Source organism: Anabaena catenula FACHB-362, from assembly GCF_014698735.1.
GTDB classification, from domain to species: domain Bacteria; phylum Cyanobacteriota; class Cyanobacteriia; order Cyanobacteriales; family Nostocaceae; genus Anabaena; species Anabaena variabilis_A.
In genome coordinates, this window is sequence record NZ_JACJTQ010000032.1 from 24,885 (window position 1) to 41,297 (window position 16,413).

14 protein-coding genes are annotated in these 16,413 nt (G+C 41.2%); 6 read left to right on the forward strand and 8 right to left on the reverse strand.

Annotated features, from left to right (window positions below):
• Positions 1–228 precede the first annotated feature (228 nt).
• Both crtB and H6G68_RS18740 read right to left on the reverse strand, forming a co-directional pair.
• Positions 229–1,107, reverse strand: coding sequence for a cyanoexosortase B (gene crtB, locus H6G68_RS18735; RefSeq protein ID WP_190907997.1), 879 nt, complete (start codon positions 1,105–1,107; stop codon positions 229–231).
• 75 nt (positions 1,108–1,182) lie between these two features.
• A complete protein-coding gene (locus H6G68_RS18740) occupies positions 1,183–2,325 on the reverse strand; it encodes a DegT/DnrJ/EryC1/StrS family aminotransferase (RefSeq protein ID WP_190907998.1) in 1,143 nt (380 codons plus the stop codon).
• Positions 2,326–2,696: 371 nt separating this feature from the next.
• On the opposite strand from H6G68_RS18740, the gene H6G68_RS18745 reads away from it, so the two are divergent.
• Together H6G68_RS18745 and H6G68_RS18750 are read left to right on the forward strand one after the other, a co-directional pair.
• Entirely contained in the window at positions 2,697–4,241 is a 1,545-nt protein-coding gene (locus H6G68_RS18745; RefSeq protein WP_190907999.1) for a GAF domain-containing sensor histidine kinase, read from the forward strand.
• Between the two features lie 285 nt (positions 4,242–4,526).
• On the forward strand, positions 4,527–5,942 hold the full coding sequence (locus tag H6G68_RS18750) for an IctB family putative bicarbonate transporter (RefSeq protein WP_190908000.1): 1,416 nt from the start codon (positions 4,527–4,529) through the stop codon (positions 5,940–5,942).
• A gap of 78 nt (positions 5,943–6,020) precedes the next feature.
• On the opposite strand, the gene smpB is transcribed toward H6G68_RS18750, so the two are convergent.
• On the reverse strand, positions 6,021–6,488 hold the full coding sequence (gene smpB / locus H6G68_RS18755; protein ID WP_016951742.1) for an SsrA-binding protein SmpB: 468 nt from the start codon (positions 6,486–6,488) through the stop codon (positions 6,021–6,023).
• A 582-nt stretch (positions 6,489–7,070) separates the two neighbouring features.
• On the opposite strand from smpB, the gene H6G68_RS18760 reads away from it, so the two are divergent.
• Entirely contained in the window at positions 7,071–7,748 is a 678-nt protein-coding gene (locus tag H6G68_RS18760) for a response regulator transcription factor (protein ID WP_127056288.1), read from the forward strand.
• A gap of 102 nt (positions 7,749–7,850) precedes the next feature.
• Here H6G68_RS18760 and H6G68_RS18765 read toward each other — a convergent pair whose 3' ends face one another.
• The 4 genes from H6G68_RS18765 to murC form a co-directional block, all read right to left on the reverse strand.
• On the reverse strand, positions 7,851–8,330 hold the full coding sequence (locus H6G68_RS18765) for a low molecular weight protein-tyrosine-phosphatase (protein ID WP_190908001.1): 480 nt from the start codon (positions 8,328–8,330) through the stop codon (positions 7,851–7,853).
• An 80-nt stretch (positions 8,331–8,410) separates the two neighbouring features.
• Positions 8,411–8,761 (reverse strand): YbaB/EbfC family nucleoid-associated protein, encoded by a 351-nt coding sequence (locus tag H6G68_RS18770; protein ID WP_016951738.1) that lies wholly within the window; start codon positions 8,759–8,761, stop codon positions 8,411–8,413.
• A gap of 148 nt (positions 8,762–8,909) precedes the next feature.
• Positions 8,910–9,908 carry a UDP-N-acetylmuramate dehydrogenase gene (gene murB / locus H6G68_RS18775; RefSeq protein ID WP_190908002.1) on the reverse strand — a complete coding sequence of 333 codons (999 nt, stop codon included), beginning with the start codon at positions 9,906–9,908 and terminating at the stop codon, positions 8,910–8,912.
• Between the two features lie 126 nt (positions 9,909–10,034).
• On the reverse strand, positions 10,035–11,495 hold the full coding sequence (gene murC / locus H6G68_RS18780; protein ID WP_190908003.1) for a UDP-N-acetylmuramate--L-alanine ligase: 1,461 nt from the start codon (positions 11,493–11,495) through the stop codon (positions 10,035–10,037).
• Between the two features lie 474 nt (positions 11,496–11,969).
• Here murC and nadD point away from each other — a divergent pair, with 474 nt between their 5' ends.
• Both nadD and H6G68_RS18790 read left to right on the forward strand, forming a co-directional pair.
• On the forward strand, positions 11,970–12,596 hold the full coding sequence (gene nadD / locus H6G68_RS18785) for a nicotinate (nicotinamide) nucleotide adenylyltransferase (RefSeq protein ID WP_190908004.1): 627 nt from the start codon (positions 11,970–11,972) through the stop codon (positions 12,594–12,596).
• Positions 12,597–12,712: 116 nt separating this feature from the next.
• Entirely contained in the window at positions 12,713–13,726 is a 1,014-nt protein-coding gene (locus H6G68_RS18790) for a type I glyceraldehyde-3-phosphate dehydrogenase (RefSeq protein WP_190908005.1), read from the forward strand.
• Between the two features lie 105 nt (positions 13,727–13,831).
• On the opposite strand, the gene thiL is transcribed toward H6G68_RS18790, so the two are convergent.
• Positions 13,832–14,875, reverse strand: a complete 1,044-nt coding sequence (gene thiL / locus H6G68_RS18795; protein WP_190908035.1) for a thiamine-phosphate kinase — start codon at positions 14,873–14,875, stop codon at positions 13,832–13,834.
• 801 nt (positions 14,876–15,676) lie between these two features.
• On the opposite strand from thiL, the gene H6G68_RS18800 reads away from it, so the two are divergent.
• Entirely contained in the window at positions 15,677–16,339 is a 663-nt protein-coding gene (locus H6G68_RS18800) for a hypothetical protein (protein WP_190908006.1), read from the forward strand.
• The last annotated feature ends 74 nt before the right edge of the window (positions 16,340–16,413 follow it).

Genomic DNA, 16,413 nt, shown 5'->3' on the forward strand with positions numbered 1-16,413 from the left:
TAGTCTGTTCCCTGTTCCCTCGCCTAAATATGCAATTTATGCACCACTACTGACGGATTAGACATCGACCGAATTCAAATATAGCTGTAGCCAGGATAATTAGGACATTATTAATCCTTGAAACTTAGATATAATAAGGCTTTCCCTCCTGCCTCCTGCCCTCTGCCTCCTGCCTCCTGCTATATGTATGCGTGTTCCAAAACTGTTAATTAACCCCCACTTCCTCGTCTAACTAATTGCTGATTCTTCTGAGAAATAACGATTCATCCAATTTAGCAAAGGTATTAGTAATAACAGCATACAACCAGAGTAGAGGTCGCCACCCCAACCTTCATGTAGCCATGAAAAAGCTCCATCTTGGCCTGTACCGTGAAAGAATGCCAGTAAAGTGTTACGAATGATATTCGCAGTTACACTAATGACCACAGCTATAGATAGAAAGCCAAAAGTTATCCGCCGTGAAGATAAAGCATCTGTCCAATAAAGCAGCATTAAGCCAACATAGAGAGTGGTAAATAACATTTTCAAGCCTGCACAATAGGGGGCTACTTCCACAATTCTCCCTCCTATATATAAATTTATACCATCTACTACTACTGTCATCCCAGATTGATTGAGGATAAAGGCAGCTGTACCAGCAATAAAGCTTTGGAGAGGAAAGCTATAGGGAGTTATCAAGTAAGGTAATGCTGTTGGAGTGGCTAAAAATACTAGTATTAGGGGAAATCCTTGTAATTTTAACCCTGGTATTCCCTTGAACCATAAGCAAAGTCCTGACAGTATGATGGGCAAGGAAAGATTAACCCATTCAGTCACACCACTTAAATAAAAAATCACCCCTACTATTAATAAGCCAAGGCCAATAGGATGGGTAATATTAGCTAAACGTTGCCACTGTTTCCGGTTTGTCCAAGCTAGATAACCAGCAAATGGTAGACCGATAATACCGTGGCTGAAATACTCATGTTCTATACTGATAGTTTTGTGCAGCCAACCATCTAACCAATGTAGCAATATAGGAGCATAAAGCAGGAGCAAAATTCCGAAAATTCCGAAACTTAACAATTGGGCTGTGTTTCTGCTTTTAATTTGTTGCTGGAGTGCCATAGTTATAATTCAAAATTCAAAATTCAAAATTGCCATGAATACTGGATATTGGTGAGTAAATAAAATAAATTCAACTCAGTTTTGTTTTAATTTCAAGCTTGAATTAATAGCATCTATAACTTCTCTGATTTGACTATTTTTCAAACCTGGATACATTGGTAAAGATAGTATTTGTTGAGATAGCTTTTCTGATTGGGGAAAGTCTCCTTGTTGATAACCCAAATAACTAAATGCGGGCTGAAGATGGCAGGGAATTGGGTAATGAATGCCAGTTTGAATTCCTGCTGCGGTCAGTTGTGCTTGTAATTGTTGACGTTCTAGGGGGCAAGAATCATCAATTTTGATCACATAAAGATGATATATGTGTCCTGTGCCGCTTTGGTTTTCCATAGGAATAATACCAGCAGACGCTAAGGGTGCTAGTTCTCTATCATACAGCTGGGCGATGGTCAGGCGATCGCTATTCCACTGAGATAAATAGGGGAATTTTTGGTTTAACACTGCGGCTTGCAAGGTATCTAAGCGGCTATTAGTACCTGATTCAATATGTACATACTTTTGAGATGAGCCGTAATTTCGCAAGCGGCGCATTTTTGCCGCTACGTCTGCATCTTTGGTTACTACCATCCCTCCATCCCCAAATGCCCCTAAATTCTTGCTGGGATAGAAACTAAAGGCGGCGGCGATACCTACTGATCCTGCCTTATATCCTTCCCGTTCAGCCAGGTGTGCTTGGGCTGCATCCTCAAAAACTAAGACTTTGTGAGTATTAGCAAAGTTTAATAATTGGCTTGGTGATACCATCTGCCCATATAGATGTACGGGAATAATAGCTTTGGTTTGAGGTGTAATGGCTTGAGCGGCTGCCTCCAAGTCAATTAAGGCTGTTTTCGAGTCACAATCTACTAAAATTGGTTTAGCTCCAGCACCGACTACACCAATCAATGTTGCTACAAAGGTATTGGCTGGTAAAATCACCTCATCACCAGCACCGATGTGACAAGCTTGCAGACCAAGAGCGATCGCATCGGTTCCAGATGCCACACCAATTCCATATTCTGTACTAGATGCGGCAGCAAAGGCTGTCTCGAAATCCGATAAAGCTTGACCTAAAATAAAATCTCCCTTTGCTAATACATCCTGAATTGCCTGTTGTAATTGAGTTTGAATTGGCTGATGTTGTGAGTTTAGGTCTACAAAAGGAACTTTAATCGTCATTTGATTTATTACCACGTAGTATTAAAAATTAAGTAGCAATATCCTAGCTCAAAAAGTGAAAATCCTGAAACTCAGTAAAAATTTTACTACCAGTAATTAATCAGTCCTAGATACTTGTTCACCACCTCCCATAACTCATATTATGTCCGGTTGAATACTTATCATTAGGGAACCGCGCACAGACGCGGGGACACGGAGACACGGGGAGTTTTTTGATAAGCAATTAGCCGGACTTTATATAAATAATAAATTTTTGCCAACGTTGTTAATTGCAGGTGAAATTTGGGAATGCTGAGAAATAGGAAATAGTAACCTCATCACAGTGGTTATAAAACTTACAGTATCTAGGAAGTATCAAGGTAGCAGCGGCAATGGTAGAGCATGAAAATAAATTATTTGTCCCTAATGATGGTTGGAATTCTTTACCAACCAAAGAACAACAACGCCTCAAACTATTGTCAGAATTAGGGTTGAAGCAACCCCAAACGATTCCAGTATTTGAAGAAGCTACTCAAACCGCTGCCCACTTTCTGGAAGCAGAAATTTCCATTTTGGGATTTATAGATCAAGAAATCCACTGGTTCAAATCATCGGTAGGCTTATCAAGATTAGGACTAATGAATGATCTGGCACAAAGCCGTCAATTATTACGCCGAGATTCCTTTTGCACCCAAGTGGTAGAGACATTACGAGTATTAGTAATTAATGATACTGAAAATATTAATGATACAGAAATAACCTCTAGCAAGTTAGTGCAGAATTATGGCATCCGCTCCTACTTAGGAGCGCCATTAATTGATGCTTCTGGGTATTGTTTAGGTGCATTGGCAGTTATGGATCGCAAACCCCGCAATTTTTCAGAGCGCGATATTGAGTTTTTGCAAATTATTGCTCGTTGGAGCATGAGTGAATTTGAACGCAACCGATTACTGCAAGGAAAATCAGAACAAAGTCCTGCCCTCAGAATTCCTAGCTTTTCATTCCTAGAAGACCAGACAATAGATCTGAAAATTGCCCCACCCATTTTAGAACAAGGCTCTAGTTCTACTAAGCAACTCAAACTCGAACTTTTAGGCCAGCTAACTCAAGAGTTACGTACACCTTTAACATCTGTACTGGGGATGGCTGGTGTTCTGGGCCGGGAAATTTATGGGCCTTTAACGATTAAGCAGCGGGAATATCTGGAGATTATCCAAAACAGTGGGCGTTACTTACTTTCCTTAGTCAATGAAATTACTGAGCTAGGAATCATGGATGATAGTTCAAATGAGTTGAACTTAGTCCCTGTAGATGTGGAAATGCTGTGTCAACAAGCTATCAATACCCTAGCAGAAGTAGCTGGTCGCCGTGAGCAAGATATTCGCTTATCTATAGAACCAGGACGCAATCGCATTTGGCCTTTGGATAAAGATAAAGTGCGGCAAATGCTGTATCACTTGATGTTTAGTGTGATTCAACTTTCTGCAACAAGTAGTATTGTTCGTATTCACGTTGCTTATAAAGAAGATACACTCTGTATTACTGTTTGGGTTTCCCATCCTTGGTTGGGAGATGGCATCAGCGAGATTGATCCTTACTTGCACGTCGATTCCTTGCCAATGTTGGAAATGGTACGCGAGGCAGGAAAGTATGATATTCATTTAGAAAATCAGGAGACTTATCCCCGAATATGGGAACAGTCACAAAAATTGATTAATGATCACTTAAGAATTTTGGTTGGCGCTTCTGATCAGAATTTAGCCTCTTTAGCTGGTAATCTATCTCGTGAGAAACTAGGTCTGTTACTTAGCTGTCAACTGGCAGAACTGCACGGAGGACAAATTTCGATTCAAGGTTCCCCAGAATCAGGATATCGTTATGTGATTACTTTGCCACGGCAATCGGCAACTTCCTCGCACTTAATGAATGACGTTTGATGACCAACTAGAGCGGGGAGTGTCAAAGATAAAATCAATTGTTAATCCTGACTGTTTATAGTGGATGTTGGGTGACTTATATAGCCGTGGACAGGGTGGTTAGGACATCAATTGATAATGAAACTATCACTACAAGAGGGTTTTACTCCTGACTCCTGACTCCTGACTCCTGACTCCTGCTATATGTGAGCGTGCTTAGTTAATTACTGGGTAAGAAGCCAAACTACACAATGTTCACAACCTCCGCTAGGATTGCTGTAGCTGCTAATTGGTCATAACATTTCTATGAATTTAGTCTGGCAAAGATTTACTTTATCCTCTGTACCTCTGAAAGAATATTTGACTACCAGCTACCTGCATCGGTTTCTGGTCGGTATCTTGCGTCCGTGGCGGCAAACTAGTATTTTGATGCAGTGGGGAGATACAATAGCGGCGGCTCTTCTCAGCCTCATCTATGGTTTTGCACCTTTTGTGTCCAGTAGTTTAATGCTGGTATTATTGGTGGCTTGTATAGGATTCTGGGGGCTGCTAACTTTATCAGATGAAAAAAATTCTGGAAATCCAGCATCTGTTACTCCGATTCATCTGTTGGTATTACTCTATTGGGGAATAGCCGCGATCGCTACAGCCTTATCCCCAGTGAAAAAGGCAGCATTGAATGACTTGGCAACATTAACACTCTATTTGTTACTTTTTACCTTATGCGCTAGGGTGCTGAGGTTTTCCCGATTCCGATCTTGGCTGATTAGTCTTTACTTACATATATCGCTGATTGTCGGCGTATATGGCATCCGACAATGGTTTTTTGGCGCTAAAGCCTTGGCAACTTGGGTTGATCCTGAGTCTCCTCTATCCAAGACTACAAGGGTTTACAGTTATTTGGGCAATCCCAATTTACTAGCAGGATACCTGATACCCGCCGTGATTTTCAGCTTGGTGGCTATTTTTGCTTGGCAGGGCTGGATTAGAAAAGCTTTAGCTGTAACGATGTTTGTTGTTAATATTTCCTGCTTGGTTCTCACTTATAGTCGTGGCGGCTGGATTGGTTTATTGGTGGCACTGTTGACTGTGATGGCATTGCTAGTTTATTGGTGGAGTGTGGAAATGCCGACCTTTTGGCGAACTTGGTCACTGCCAATTATTGTCGGCGGTTTAATTGGGGTATTGGTGCTGGCTGTGATTTTTGTCGAACCTGTACAACAGCGGGTTCTCAGTATATTTGCAGACCGCCAAGATAGTAGTAATAATTTTCGTCGTAATGTCTGGGATGCTGTTTTTAAGATGATCCGCGATCGCCCAATTATTGGTATTGGACCGGGACACCATTCTTTTAATCAGGTCTATCCCCTCTACCAACAACCCCGATTTACGGCTTTAAGTGCATATTCGATTTTTCTGGAGATTGCTGTAGAAACTGGCTTTATGGGTTTAGCTTGTTTTCTCTGGTTGATAATTGTCACCATTAATGCCGCATTTATGCAAATGCAACGGTTGCGACAATCCAGAAATATAGAGGGATTTTGGGTAATGGGAGCGATCGCTACTATTTTGGGTATGCTCGCTCACGGCACAGTAGATACTGTCTGGTATCGTCCAGCCGTTAATACTCTCTGGTGGTTCATGGTCGCCTTAATTGCCAGCTACTGGACACCTTTAGCTCAACCAGCAAATCCACCTCACCCACAACCCTCAGCCCACTAAATTGAAAAACCGACACGGAAGTTTCTGATATTATGTCCGCTTAAAGACTAATGATTAAGGCGGCAGGAATATAGCTGCTCAATAACTTTTCATTGCCCGTTGAATATCGCGCTGATCTTGACGACGTTTGAGGTCTTCGCGCTTGTCGTGAAGTTTCTTCCCTTTACCCAAGGCGATACTCACTTTTACCCAACCGCGTTTAAGATACATTTTCAACGGGACTAGGGTCAAACCCTGCTGTTCTACCTTACCAATTAGCTTCCGAAGTTCTTGGCGATGTAGCAGCAGCTTACGTGTGCGGCGCGGTTCATGATTAAAATATTGTCCACTAGAGGTGTAAGGTGAAATATGTGCATTTATTAGCCATGCTTCACCGTTACGAATCAAAGCATAACCATCTTGTAGATTAACTTTACCCGCACGAATTGACTTGACCTCTGTTCCTGTTAGCTGAATTCCAGCTTCGTAGGTTTCCAGAATTTCATACAAATAACGGGCTTGACGATTGTCGGTGATAACTTTATAACCTTCGTTTTTGTCACTCATTGAAAATCTTGTTTGTGTTAAATATGCCTAAAAATTTCTTGAGACTGTTCTATCAATCTATGGAGGTAGTAATTTTAACTGTAAATAAACTAAAGATGCATTTTTCAGTTAAATGTAAGCTTGAGGCTAATCAAGCTTACATTTAACGTGATCCTCTATCATAGCACTATAAAGGCTTGTTTATATATTATAATCATAATAATTTCTTGATGGGGGAGGAATTGCTGCATCTGCTCAGTTAATTGTTACGAATTACAAAACTCTCAGTACTGAGTACACAACGGCGTAAGTCAACCAAGCACTAAAAATTACAGAAAAGCTGGTTTAAGCGGCTTTTTTAAGTTTTAATTTTTAATTCCGAGAAAGCAATACTAGTCAGCACAGAGAGTCTAATTTGCATCAAGTTTCCTAAAAACTTCTAAACAATTTAAGATTTTCTTTATAAATAACTCTTCAGGCAGTCATTAGTAGGTAATTCTGTCATATTATGAAACATAAGAACACTATATATTGCCAGTGTCTATTGATAGTGTTCATAAAAGCAAATTGCTGAGTAACAAAAATGGTAGGGGTGTACTGTCCATGCCCTTGAAGATCCTTGTAGTGGATGACGACCTGGGCACTCGTCTGTCTATTAGTGATTATCTTGAACTGTCTGGCTATTCGGTGATCATGGCTGATGACGGTCAAGAGGCTTTGGCTATGGTTGACCAATACCATCCTGATCTGATTGTCACAGATATTGTCATGCCCAGGATGAACGGCTATGAACTGGTGCGTCGGGTGCGTCAACAAACAGAATTTAGGTTACTACCTGTAATTTTGTTAACAGCACGAACAAAAACCCAAGAAAGAATTCTGGGCTACCAATCAGGGTGCGATTTATATTTGCCTAAGCCTTTTGAACTAGAAGAATTAGCCGCAGCTATTCGTAATTTGTTAGAGCGATCGCAAATCATCCAAACAGAGTACCGTTCTTCTCATCAAGACAATTTAGAGAACTCTACAAAAACAGTAAACGGACATAATTCTCTGTCTACTCAAATCCATTCATCCCAACTACTCTCATCACTGACTACCAGAGAACAAGAAGTCCTAGAACTACTGACTCATGGTTTATCTAATGCCGAAATGGGTCATCAGCTACACCTGAGTGCGCGAACGGTAGAAAAATACGTCAGCAGTTTATTGAGAAAAACTTCAACCAGCAACCGAGCCGAACTTGTACGTTTTGCGATGAAGCATGGTCTTGTCGAATAAATTACAGGGTAGCAGGAGAAAATGAGGGTTAATATTCATCTTTCTTCTGCCTCCTGACTCCTGACTCCTGACTCCTGACTCCTGACTCCTGACTCCTATTCCCTAAACTTGTTGACTTTTAACATAGTCCAGCAGACCTTCACAAGCATCAAGCAGTAGGTCAATAACCTGATTAAATCCCTCAGAGCCGCCATAATAGGGGTCGGGAACTTCTTTGAGTGTATGTCTAGAGCAAAAATCACACATTAAGCGAACTTTATGGTGATATTGCCCAGAACGGTCAACAGCGAGGATATTTTCAAAATTGTCTTTATCCATCGCCAAAATCAAATCAAACTCTTGAAAGTCAGACTTTTCAAATTGGCGAGCTTGACCACCTAGTTTAATTCCCAACTTTGTAGAGGCTGCCACACCCATGCGTCGGTCAGGTGGACTACCAATGTGATAGCTAGAAGTACCAGCAGAATCACAGTGAATACTAGCGCTCAAATCAGTCTGCTCAATCAGATGATTCATAATATTTTCTGCCGAGGGTGAGCGACAAATATTCCCCAGGCAGACAAATAGTAACTTGTAAGGCATAAATTTCGCTTTGCGTGTCAGATGTCAGTTGTTGTTGCTAGTGACAACTGACCACTGAACTAATGACTAATAACTAATGACTAAAATCCAGGCAGTTCCAGTCCACTGGTTAATTCTTCCATACGTTCCCGCATGGTGGTAGTGGACTTGTTGTAGGCATCTTTCATGGCTGCTGTCAGAAGATCAGAAAGTACTTCCGCACCTTCTCCCAAAGCATCTGGGGAAATTTCCACCCGCTTGGGTTCTTGGTTCCCACTGACAATTACCTTAACCAGTCCACCACCAGATTCTCCTTGAATCTCCATTTGCTCCAATTCTTCTTGGAGACGTTTTGCACCTTCTTGAACTTGCTGGGCTTTTTTGAAAGCGTCAGCCAGTTCTTTCATTTTTCCTAAGCCAAAACCAAAGCCCTGTCCTTTTCCTGCTGTCATAATTAATTTTCCACTTATGCTGGGAATAACAAATCAAATTCAATTATAGATGTGGTGGGTAATTGGTAATGGGTAATGGGTAATTGGTAATTGGGTTATTAACCTCCCCATCGCCCCATCACCCCATCCCACTGTCACCTTTCAGCTATCAGCAAACAGGTTGAAACTCGCCGATCATTTTAACTTCTGGCTCTAACCAAATTGACCAACGTTCTTGTACCTGATGTTGAATATGACTAATGAGACAGAAGATATCGCTGGCTTTAGCCCCACCACGATTAACGATAAAATTGGCATGAAGTAGTGCTACTTGCGCTCCACCGATTTGATAGCCTTTTAAACCAGCTTGTTCAATCAACCACCCAGCTGTGTAAGGTTTAGGATTGCGGAACACACTACCACAACTAGGAAAATTGTAAGGTTGGGTACTAAGCCGATGCTGTTTGTGTTGTTTGGTTGTGGCTATAACTTTGGCTGGATCTGCACCAGGTTGGAGTTGAAAGGTAGCTTGCGTGACTATACGTTTGCCGCCTTGCAATAAAGAAGTTCGGTATTTATAGCCTAATTCAGATGGAGTGAGAGTTTCTAATGTGCCATCGGGTGAGAGTACTTCGGCGCTAACTAACATATCTGCAATACAGCTATTATGCGCTCCTGCATTCATAACAACAGCACCCCCAACGGTTCCGGGGATACCAACAGCCCATTCTAAGCCTTCCCATCCTAAATCTGCTGCTTCCCATGCCAAGCTGGGAATAGATTCTCCGGCTGCGACGGTTAATTGACCTGTTTGTGGGTCGAAGTGCTTAGAGCGGAAATGACGAGTAGCAATAACTAAACCGGGTATCCCTTGATCACTGACTAACAAGTTAGAACCTGCTCCCAATATAGTTACTGGTAAAGACAGTTCTTGAGCATACTTAATACTAGCTTGTAGCGCTTCTAAGTTGCGAGGGGCAACGTACCATTCAGCCCCGCCCCCAACTCTGTAGGAAGTAAACGCTGATAAAGAAGCCTGAGGCTTGATAGCACAATCAGTGCCGGGTAAGTAAATTACTTTACTATCGACCGCCTTAATTGTTTCCTGTTTCCTGGTAGTCAAAGCAGAAATAGTACAGACGTTTCCAATTGCCTGGGAGATTGTCATCGTTGCTTTTATTGGTAATTTCTATGACATTTATTTACCGTTCAGATCCGGTAATAACATTAACTAAGAAACCATTGCTAGATAGAGAATGAACCCACAAAACAAAACCTAGCAATTTGGCTTCACTTAGGATGTGGCTGTAGCCAGTTCACGAAGTGTGGCAATAACTTCGGGAATCGCCTGATTTAAATTACCGGCACCAAGAAACAATGCCAAGTCGCCAGGACGCAGTGTTGACAACAAGAACTCGCACACTGAGGATAAAGTTTGTTTATAAATTACCTGCTGGTGCTGCTTGGCAATTTCGGCTGCCAGTTGTTCACCGCTAATCTGTCCTAAATCGGGTTCACCTGCACTGTAAATGTCTGTTAGGACTACTAAATCAGCATGGGTAAAGGATTCGGCAAATTCTTCTAAAAATGTCAGTGTCCGACTATAACGATGGGGTTGAAAGATGGCTACTACTCTCTGTCCTGGTCTGGCTTGGAGACGTGCTGCGGCTAGAGTAGCACGAATCTCACTAGGGTGATGGGCATAGTCATCAATAAAGGTAATACCGGCTGCTTCCCCCCGGAACTCAAAGCGCCGTCTTGCACCTTCAAAGGTGGCGATACCTTTGGCAATTTCCCCGAATTCTAAACCGAGTAAACGTCCAACAGCTACTGCTGCGAGAGCATTGCTGAGGTTATGCCGACTCAAGAGGCGCACATTTAATACACCTAATGCTTTACCTTTTTCCCAAACGAGTGCTGTTGTACCATCAGCGCGATAGTCAATGTTGGTAACGGTGTAGTCAGCGTTGGTATCTGGATTTAGGCTATAGCTGATGGTTGGCTTCAAGCTATCGCGCACGGTGGCACAATCAATGCTACCTATTAAAGTTTTGCAACCTTGGGCAAATTTTTGGAAAGTGTCAATCACTTCCTCTAATGTGTCGTAATGGTCAGGGTGATCAAGTTCAATATTAGTGATAATCCCAATTTCTGGGGCGTGTTTGACCAGAGAACCATCTGATTCATCTGCCTCAGCTACCAGATACTGACTTGCACCCAGTCGAGCATTTCCTTCCCAAGCGTTGACTTCACCGCCTACCAAAATGGTAGGATCAAGACCAGCTTGCAAGAGCATATAACCAATCATGCTACTTGTTGTAGTTTTGCCGTGAGTTCCTGCCACAGCAATACTATGGTAATCAGCAATCAAGGCAGCTAGGACATCAGAACGATGTAAAATTGGGCAACCCAATTCTAAGGCTGCTTTGTATTCCAAATTATTGTTGTTAATAGCTGTGGAACAAATTACTTGGGGAAGTATTGTCTTCTCATCAGACAATTGTTCTTGCGAATTTAATGATCCTCCATTAGCCGATACTTGAGGCAGAAAGAATTCAAGATTGCTGGCTTCTTGTCTACTAAAAATGTGAGCGCCGAGAGATTCTAACTTGCGGGTTATTTGGTTAGGACGCAGATCCGAACCGGATACTGGTAATTGACGTTTTGCCAAAACATGAGCCAGGGCAGACATTCCAATCCCACCAATCCCAATGAAATGAAATGGTCTACCGCTAAAATCTATAGAATTACTCATTTTTTATTCCTCTTACACCACACCACACAATCATCACAAATGACACGCGTATCATAACAGGATTTTGATTTTTACTGATACTGCCCTTGTAAGATGTTCCTACCTGAATAAAGGGTTAATTTTTTAGTTTGTTTTTGCTTATTCAGAAAGATATTACCCTCATAAGAGATTTTTTCTATTTTTAATATCTTCTTATGACTATTCTGAAAATTGGGGCTACATCGGGAAAAAAAATCTTGTAATCTTAAATACATATTTTTGATTGTTTTACTGGAAATAGTTACGGAAGTGCTAAGGTCTGTGAAACCGATAAGAAAGTGCATCAAGCCTCACCATGAATTGACTACAATAGTACATTGACAGTGAAAATATTATTCAACTCCCTAGAGCAAGAAATTCATTTACTCAATGGAGTAGTCCCGGTAAAAACGCTTTTCAGCCTTTCTGCTGCCTTTAACCCAATCCCTGGACTGGATGCAACGACTAGCAATTTTTGGTGGCACATTTGACCCCATTCATTGGGGACACTTGCTTGTGGCTGAAACAGCTTTATCTCAAGTACTCCTAGAACAGGTAATTTGGGTGCCATCAAGACATCCTCCTCATAAACAAGCGGCTTTGTTTGAGCATCGAGTAGTAATGCTGCAACTTGCCACAAAGAATAACCCAGCGTTTACTATCTCTCTAATTGATAGAGAACGCTCTGGGAGATCCTATGCTATTAACACCCTGATTGATTTATCTGCTTGTTACCCAAATACTCATTGGTATTGGATTATAGGTTTGGATGCTTTCCAAACTTTACCCCGTTGGTATCGTGGACATGAATTAGCACAAATGTGCGATTGGTTAATCGCACCCCGACTACTAGGTGGTGAGACTATAGCTCAAAGTGAGTTAATCTGCAAGCAAGTTGAGCAACAAGTGAGAGAGCAGTCTCGTAGCATCAACTGGCAATTACTGCATACACCCTTAGTCAAGGTTTCGTCAAGTATAATCCGTGAACTTTGTGACCAAAACCATTCAATTATTGATTTAGTACCAGAACCGGTGAGATTGTACATCGCCACTCACAACCTTTACTCGCATAATCCTGAATAAATTGTGTGTTTTTTTTTAGATCTAACACTTTATGGTTATAAACACTCCCCCCCTTTGCGATATGATTGGGGTCAACGATATCAACTTATAGGCATAAATACAGAGGGCAAGATACTGTGATTAGAGTTGCAATCAACGGTTTTGGGCGCATTGGACGGAACTTTGCACGCTGCTGGGTGGGTAGAGAAAATAGCAACATAGATCTTGTTGCTATCAATGACACATCAGATCCCAGAACCAATGCTCACCTGCTAAGGTATGACTCGATGCTAGGGAAGTTAACGGGTGCTGACATTAGTGCCGATGATAACTCCATCACCGTTAACGGTAAGACGATTAAATGCGTATCTGATCGCAACCCAGATAACTTGCCCTGGAAAGAGTGGGACATTGACCTGATTATTGAATCAACTGGTGTTTTTACCAGCAAAGAAGGGGCAATGAGACACGTAAATGCTGGAGCCAAAAAGGTTCTGATTACAGCCCCTGGTAAAAACGAAGATGGCACTTTTGTGATGGGTGTGAATCATCATGATTATGACCACAACATACACAACATCATCAGTAACGCCAGCTGTACCACCAACTGTTTGGCTCCTATTGCCAAGGTGTTAAATGATAAATTTGGCATCATTAAAGGCTCGATGACCACTACCCACAGCTACACTGGTGACCAGCGGTTGCTAGACGCTTCTCACCGTGATTTACGTCGGGCCAGAGCGGCAGCTATCAACATTGTACCTACCTCTACTGGTGCGGCAAAGGCAGTAGCGCTGGTAATTCCAGAGCTAAAAGGCAAGCTGAATGGTGTTGCTTTGCGCGTACCCACTCCCAACGTGTCAATGGTAGACTTCGTGGTTCAGGTTGAGAAGCGTACTATTACTGAAGAAGTTAACCAAGCGCTGAAAGATGCGGCTGAAGGTCATCTCAAAGGAATTTTAGGCTACACCGAACTGCAACTGGTTTCATCTGATTATCAAGGTACTGATGAATCTTCTATTGTTGATGCCAGCTTAACTTTGGTTATGGGCAATGACATGATCAAAGTCATGGCATGGTATGACAATGAGTGGGGCTATAGCCAACGAGTTCTAGATTTGGCGGAATTAGTAGCCGCGAAGTGGGCATAGTTAGGTGATTGGGGGTAGAGTCAGTTTTACTCAGCACTGTTTCGGTGACAGTAATAACTAACTCCTAAAATCTTGACGACGGAAAAGGGCGGGAAAACCCCGCCCCTACTTGGTAAAATGTTCAAATCCTTGGTTGAGGCTGAGAATTTGGTCAGGTAATTTTTGATTTTGATCATGCAATAAAACTGTCAAACCTGGTGTGATTGTGCCAATAATGTCTGCACCTGTGCTGAGTTGTTTTACCAAAGTCTCTGCTGTATCTTGGGGTAAACACAGCACTAATTCAAAGTCTTCTCCACCATAAAGGGTATATTCTCGCGCTTGTTCTGCGGTTAGCAATTTTTCAAAAGCTTTGGGAATGGTGATTTGGCTATATTCCAGCACAGCACCGACACGACTGGCTCGGCAGATTTGTAGCACAGCATCTGCTAAACCGTCACTGCTATCCATACCGGCAACGGCAATTTTAGATTTTGGATTTTGGATTTTAGATTGTGATTTTAAGATTTCCCTAAGTATGGGTATAACATCTAAACGTGGGTTGGGACGCTGGTGGGCTGTGATTAAAGCCGCCTTTTCTTCAGTTTTGAGGTTTTGCCCTATTTCCGGGTGTAAGAGTAATTCTAAGCCTGCACGGGAGGCTCCGTGAATGCCTGTGACAACGATCGCATCTCCCACTTGTGCAGCGGAACGACGAATAATTAAATCGGGTGTAGCTTGACCAAAAGCGGTAATTGCTAAAGTGGTGATGGGCGATCGCACAATGTCACCACCAACTATAGGCACATTATACTTTTGCAAGCATTCTGTCATTCCCTGATATAGTCTTTCCACCCAATTAACGCTGACATCCCCAGGTAAACCCAGTCCAACGGTGATCCCCAAGGGAAAAGCACCCATTGCGGCTAAATCTGATAAATTCGCCGCCGCTGCCCGCCAACCTGCATCTTCTGGGGAAGTGGTAACATTACTAAAATGCACACCATCAATGAGCATATCTGTTGTCACTATCAAAGATTGATTTGGGTTAGTGGTTAATACTGCCGCATCATCTCCAATTACATCTGCTGGACAGAAGCGTTGTAATCTTTCTAAAAGACCTTGTTCACCAATATCTTTTACTTGTAGGCAAGATAAATCGCTATTCACCATCAGTCTTTCACTTACACGTTAGGATAAAAGTATCATCTAGGGGTTAATCAAGATGGTTAGCATACAAGTAAAAGGTATCACTTTTGAAGAATACTTATTAACACAGATATGTTGGTTATCTCTAGGTGCTTATTTCCAAGATTTTCATAAAATTTGCTTTGTAAAAATGGTTCTACCGCTCCCTTGATGATTTTTTTGAAAAAATATGCCTGAAACCTTTACTCTGATGGAATTTTAGGTTTTAATATCTCAAAAATAGGCGATAGCGTTCGCGGAGGGTCCCGGAGGGAACTAGCACTCCGTAGGAATCGCATATTAATTTATATCAACCCTATATACAGCAATGGTTATGGATACCCAAGAAGGATGTTTGATCACAAGGGGAGCGGTAGAACCGTAAAAATTAATAATTTATATCTTGAATTATCTAGTTAATTATACTATCTTTAATTAAAGATTAACCTAATCTTAAATCAAAATAATTTTGAGAATTACAGATGTACTTAGGGCTTCCTGAAAAAGTTGTCTGTGATAGCGTAGCGTGACGCAAGTCATGGGAAGGGAACAGGGAACAGTTTTGGCTATCTGGATATCCTCAATTTCCATTATCCGACAAGGAAAAATGCAACTGTTTTGAGAACCTATACCAAAACCTTGCACTTTTCGACCATCAAAAACAGTGAAACCCTTATCTATTTTTCTTTCTGATTTTATATGGCTAACGCCAAGCTATCAGCAAGCCCTATTTAGGTTAATAAAAATTCTGACAATTTATCAAATCAAAACTAGTAGAGAAAAATGCTAAAAAAGAATATCATAGCTTTCGATTATTATCGGCAAATCAGACTGTTGATTTTAATAATTTTAGCTACGGTTATACCATTTACATTGTTTATAACAATTGGTATGTTAGCTACCAATTTATCTGCTACTACATTTGTCCGTGATCCATTGGCTACAGCTAAGTTACCAGGTTACATAGGATTATTCTCAAATGTCGGAATCTTAGCTTGGTGTTCATGTGTAACTGTTTGTTTTGGTACTTGTTTAATCCTGAAAAAGAAGGCAACTTTTCGTAAATATGCTGATTTTTTGTTATGGTCTGGAATTTTGACTCTTGTGTTAATGATTGATGACTTATTTATGCTACATGAGACTTTGTATGATTCTTTTCGTATTCACGAATACAGTATTTATATTATTTACCTAATAATGACAGTGAGGATTATAATTAAATGTAGTCGGTTAATAGAAAAAACAGAGTTTATCATTTTATCAGCAGCAATTTTATTTTTCGGATTATCATTGTTTGCCGATACATTTTTTGGGGATAAGTTAATAAGCGTGGAAGATAGCTTCAAATTTTTAGGAATTATTTGTTGGGCTACTTATTTTATAAGGTTGTCTTGGCAACAAATTCAGTTATTCTTTGAAAATGCAAATGAACTTTTATTAAGCTAATTAAATTAATGCTGAAGGAGTGATAGGCTATATTAAAGTCCCTCTTTTTAAGGGTAATTTAGGGGGGTATAAAG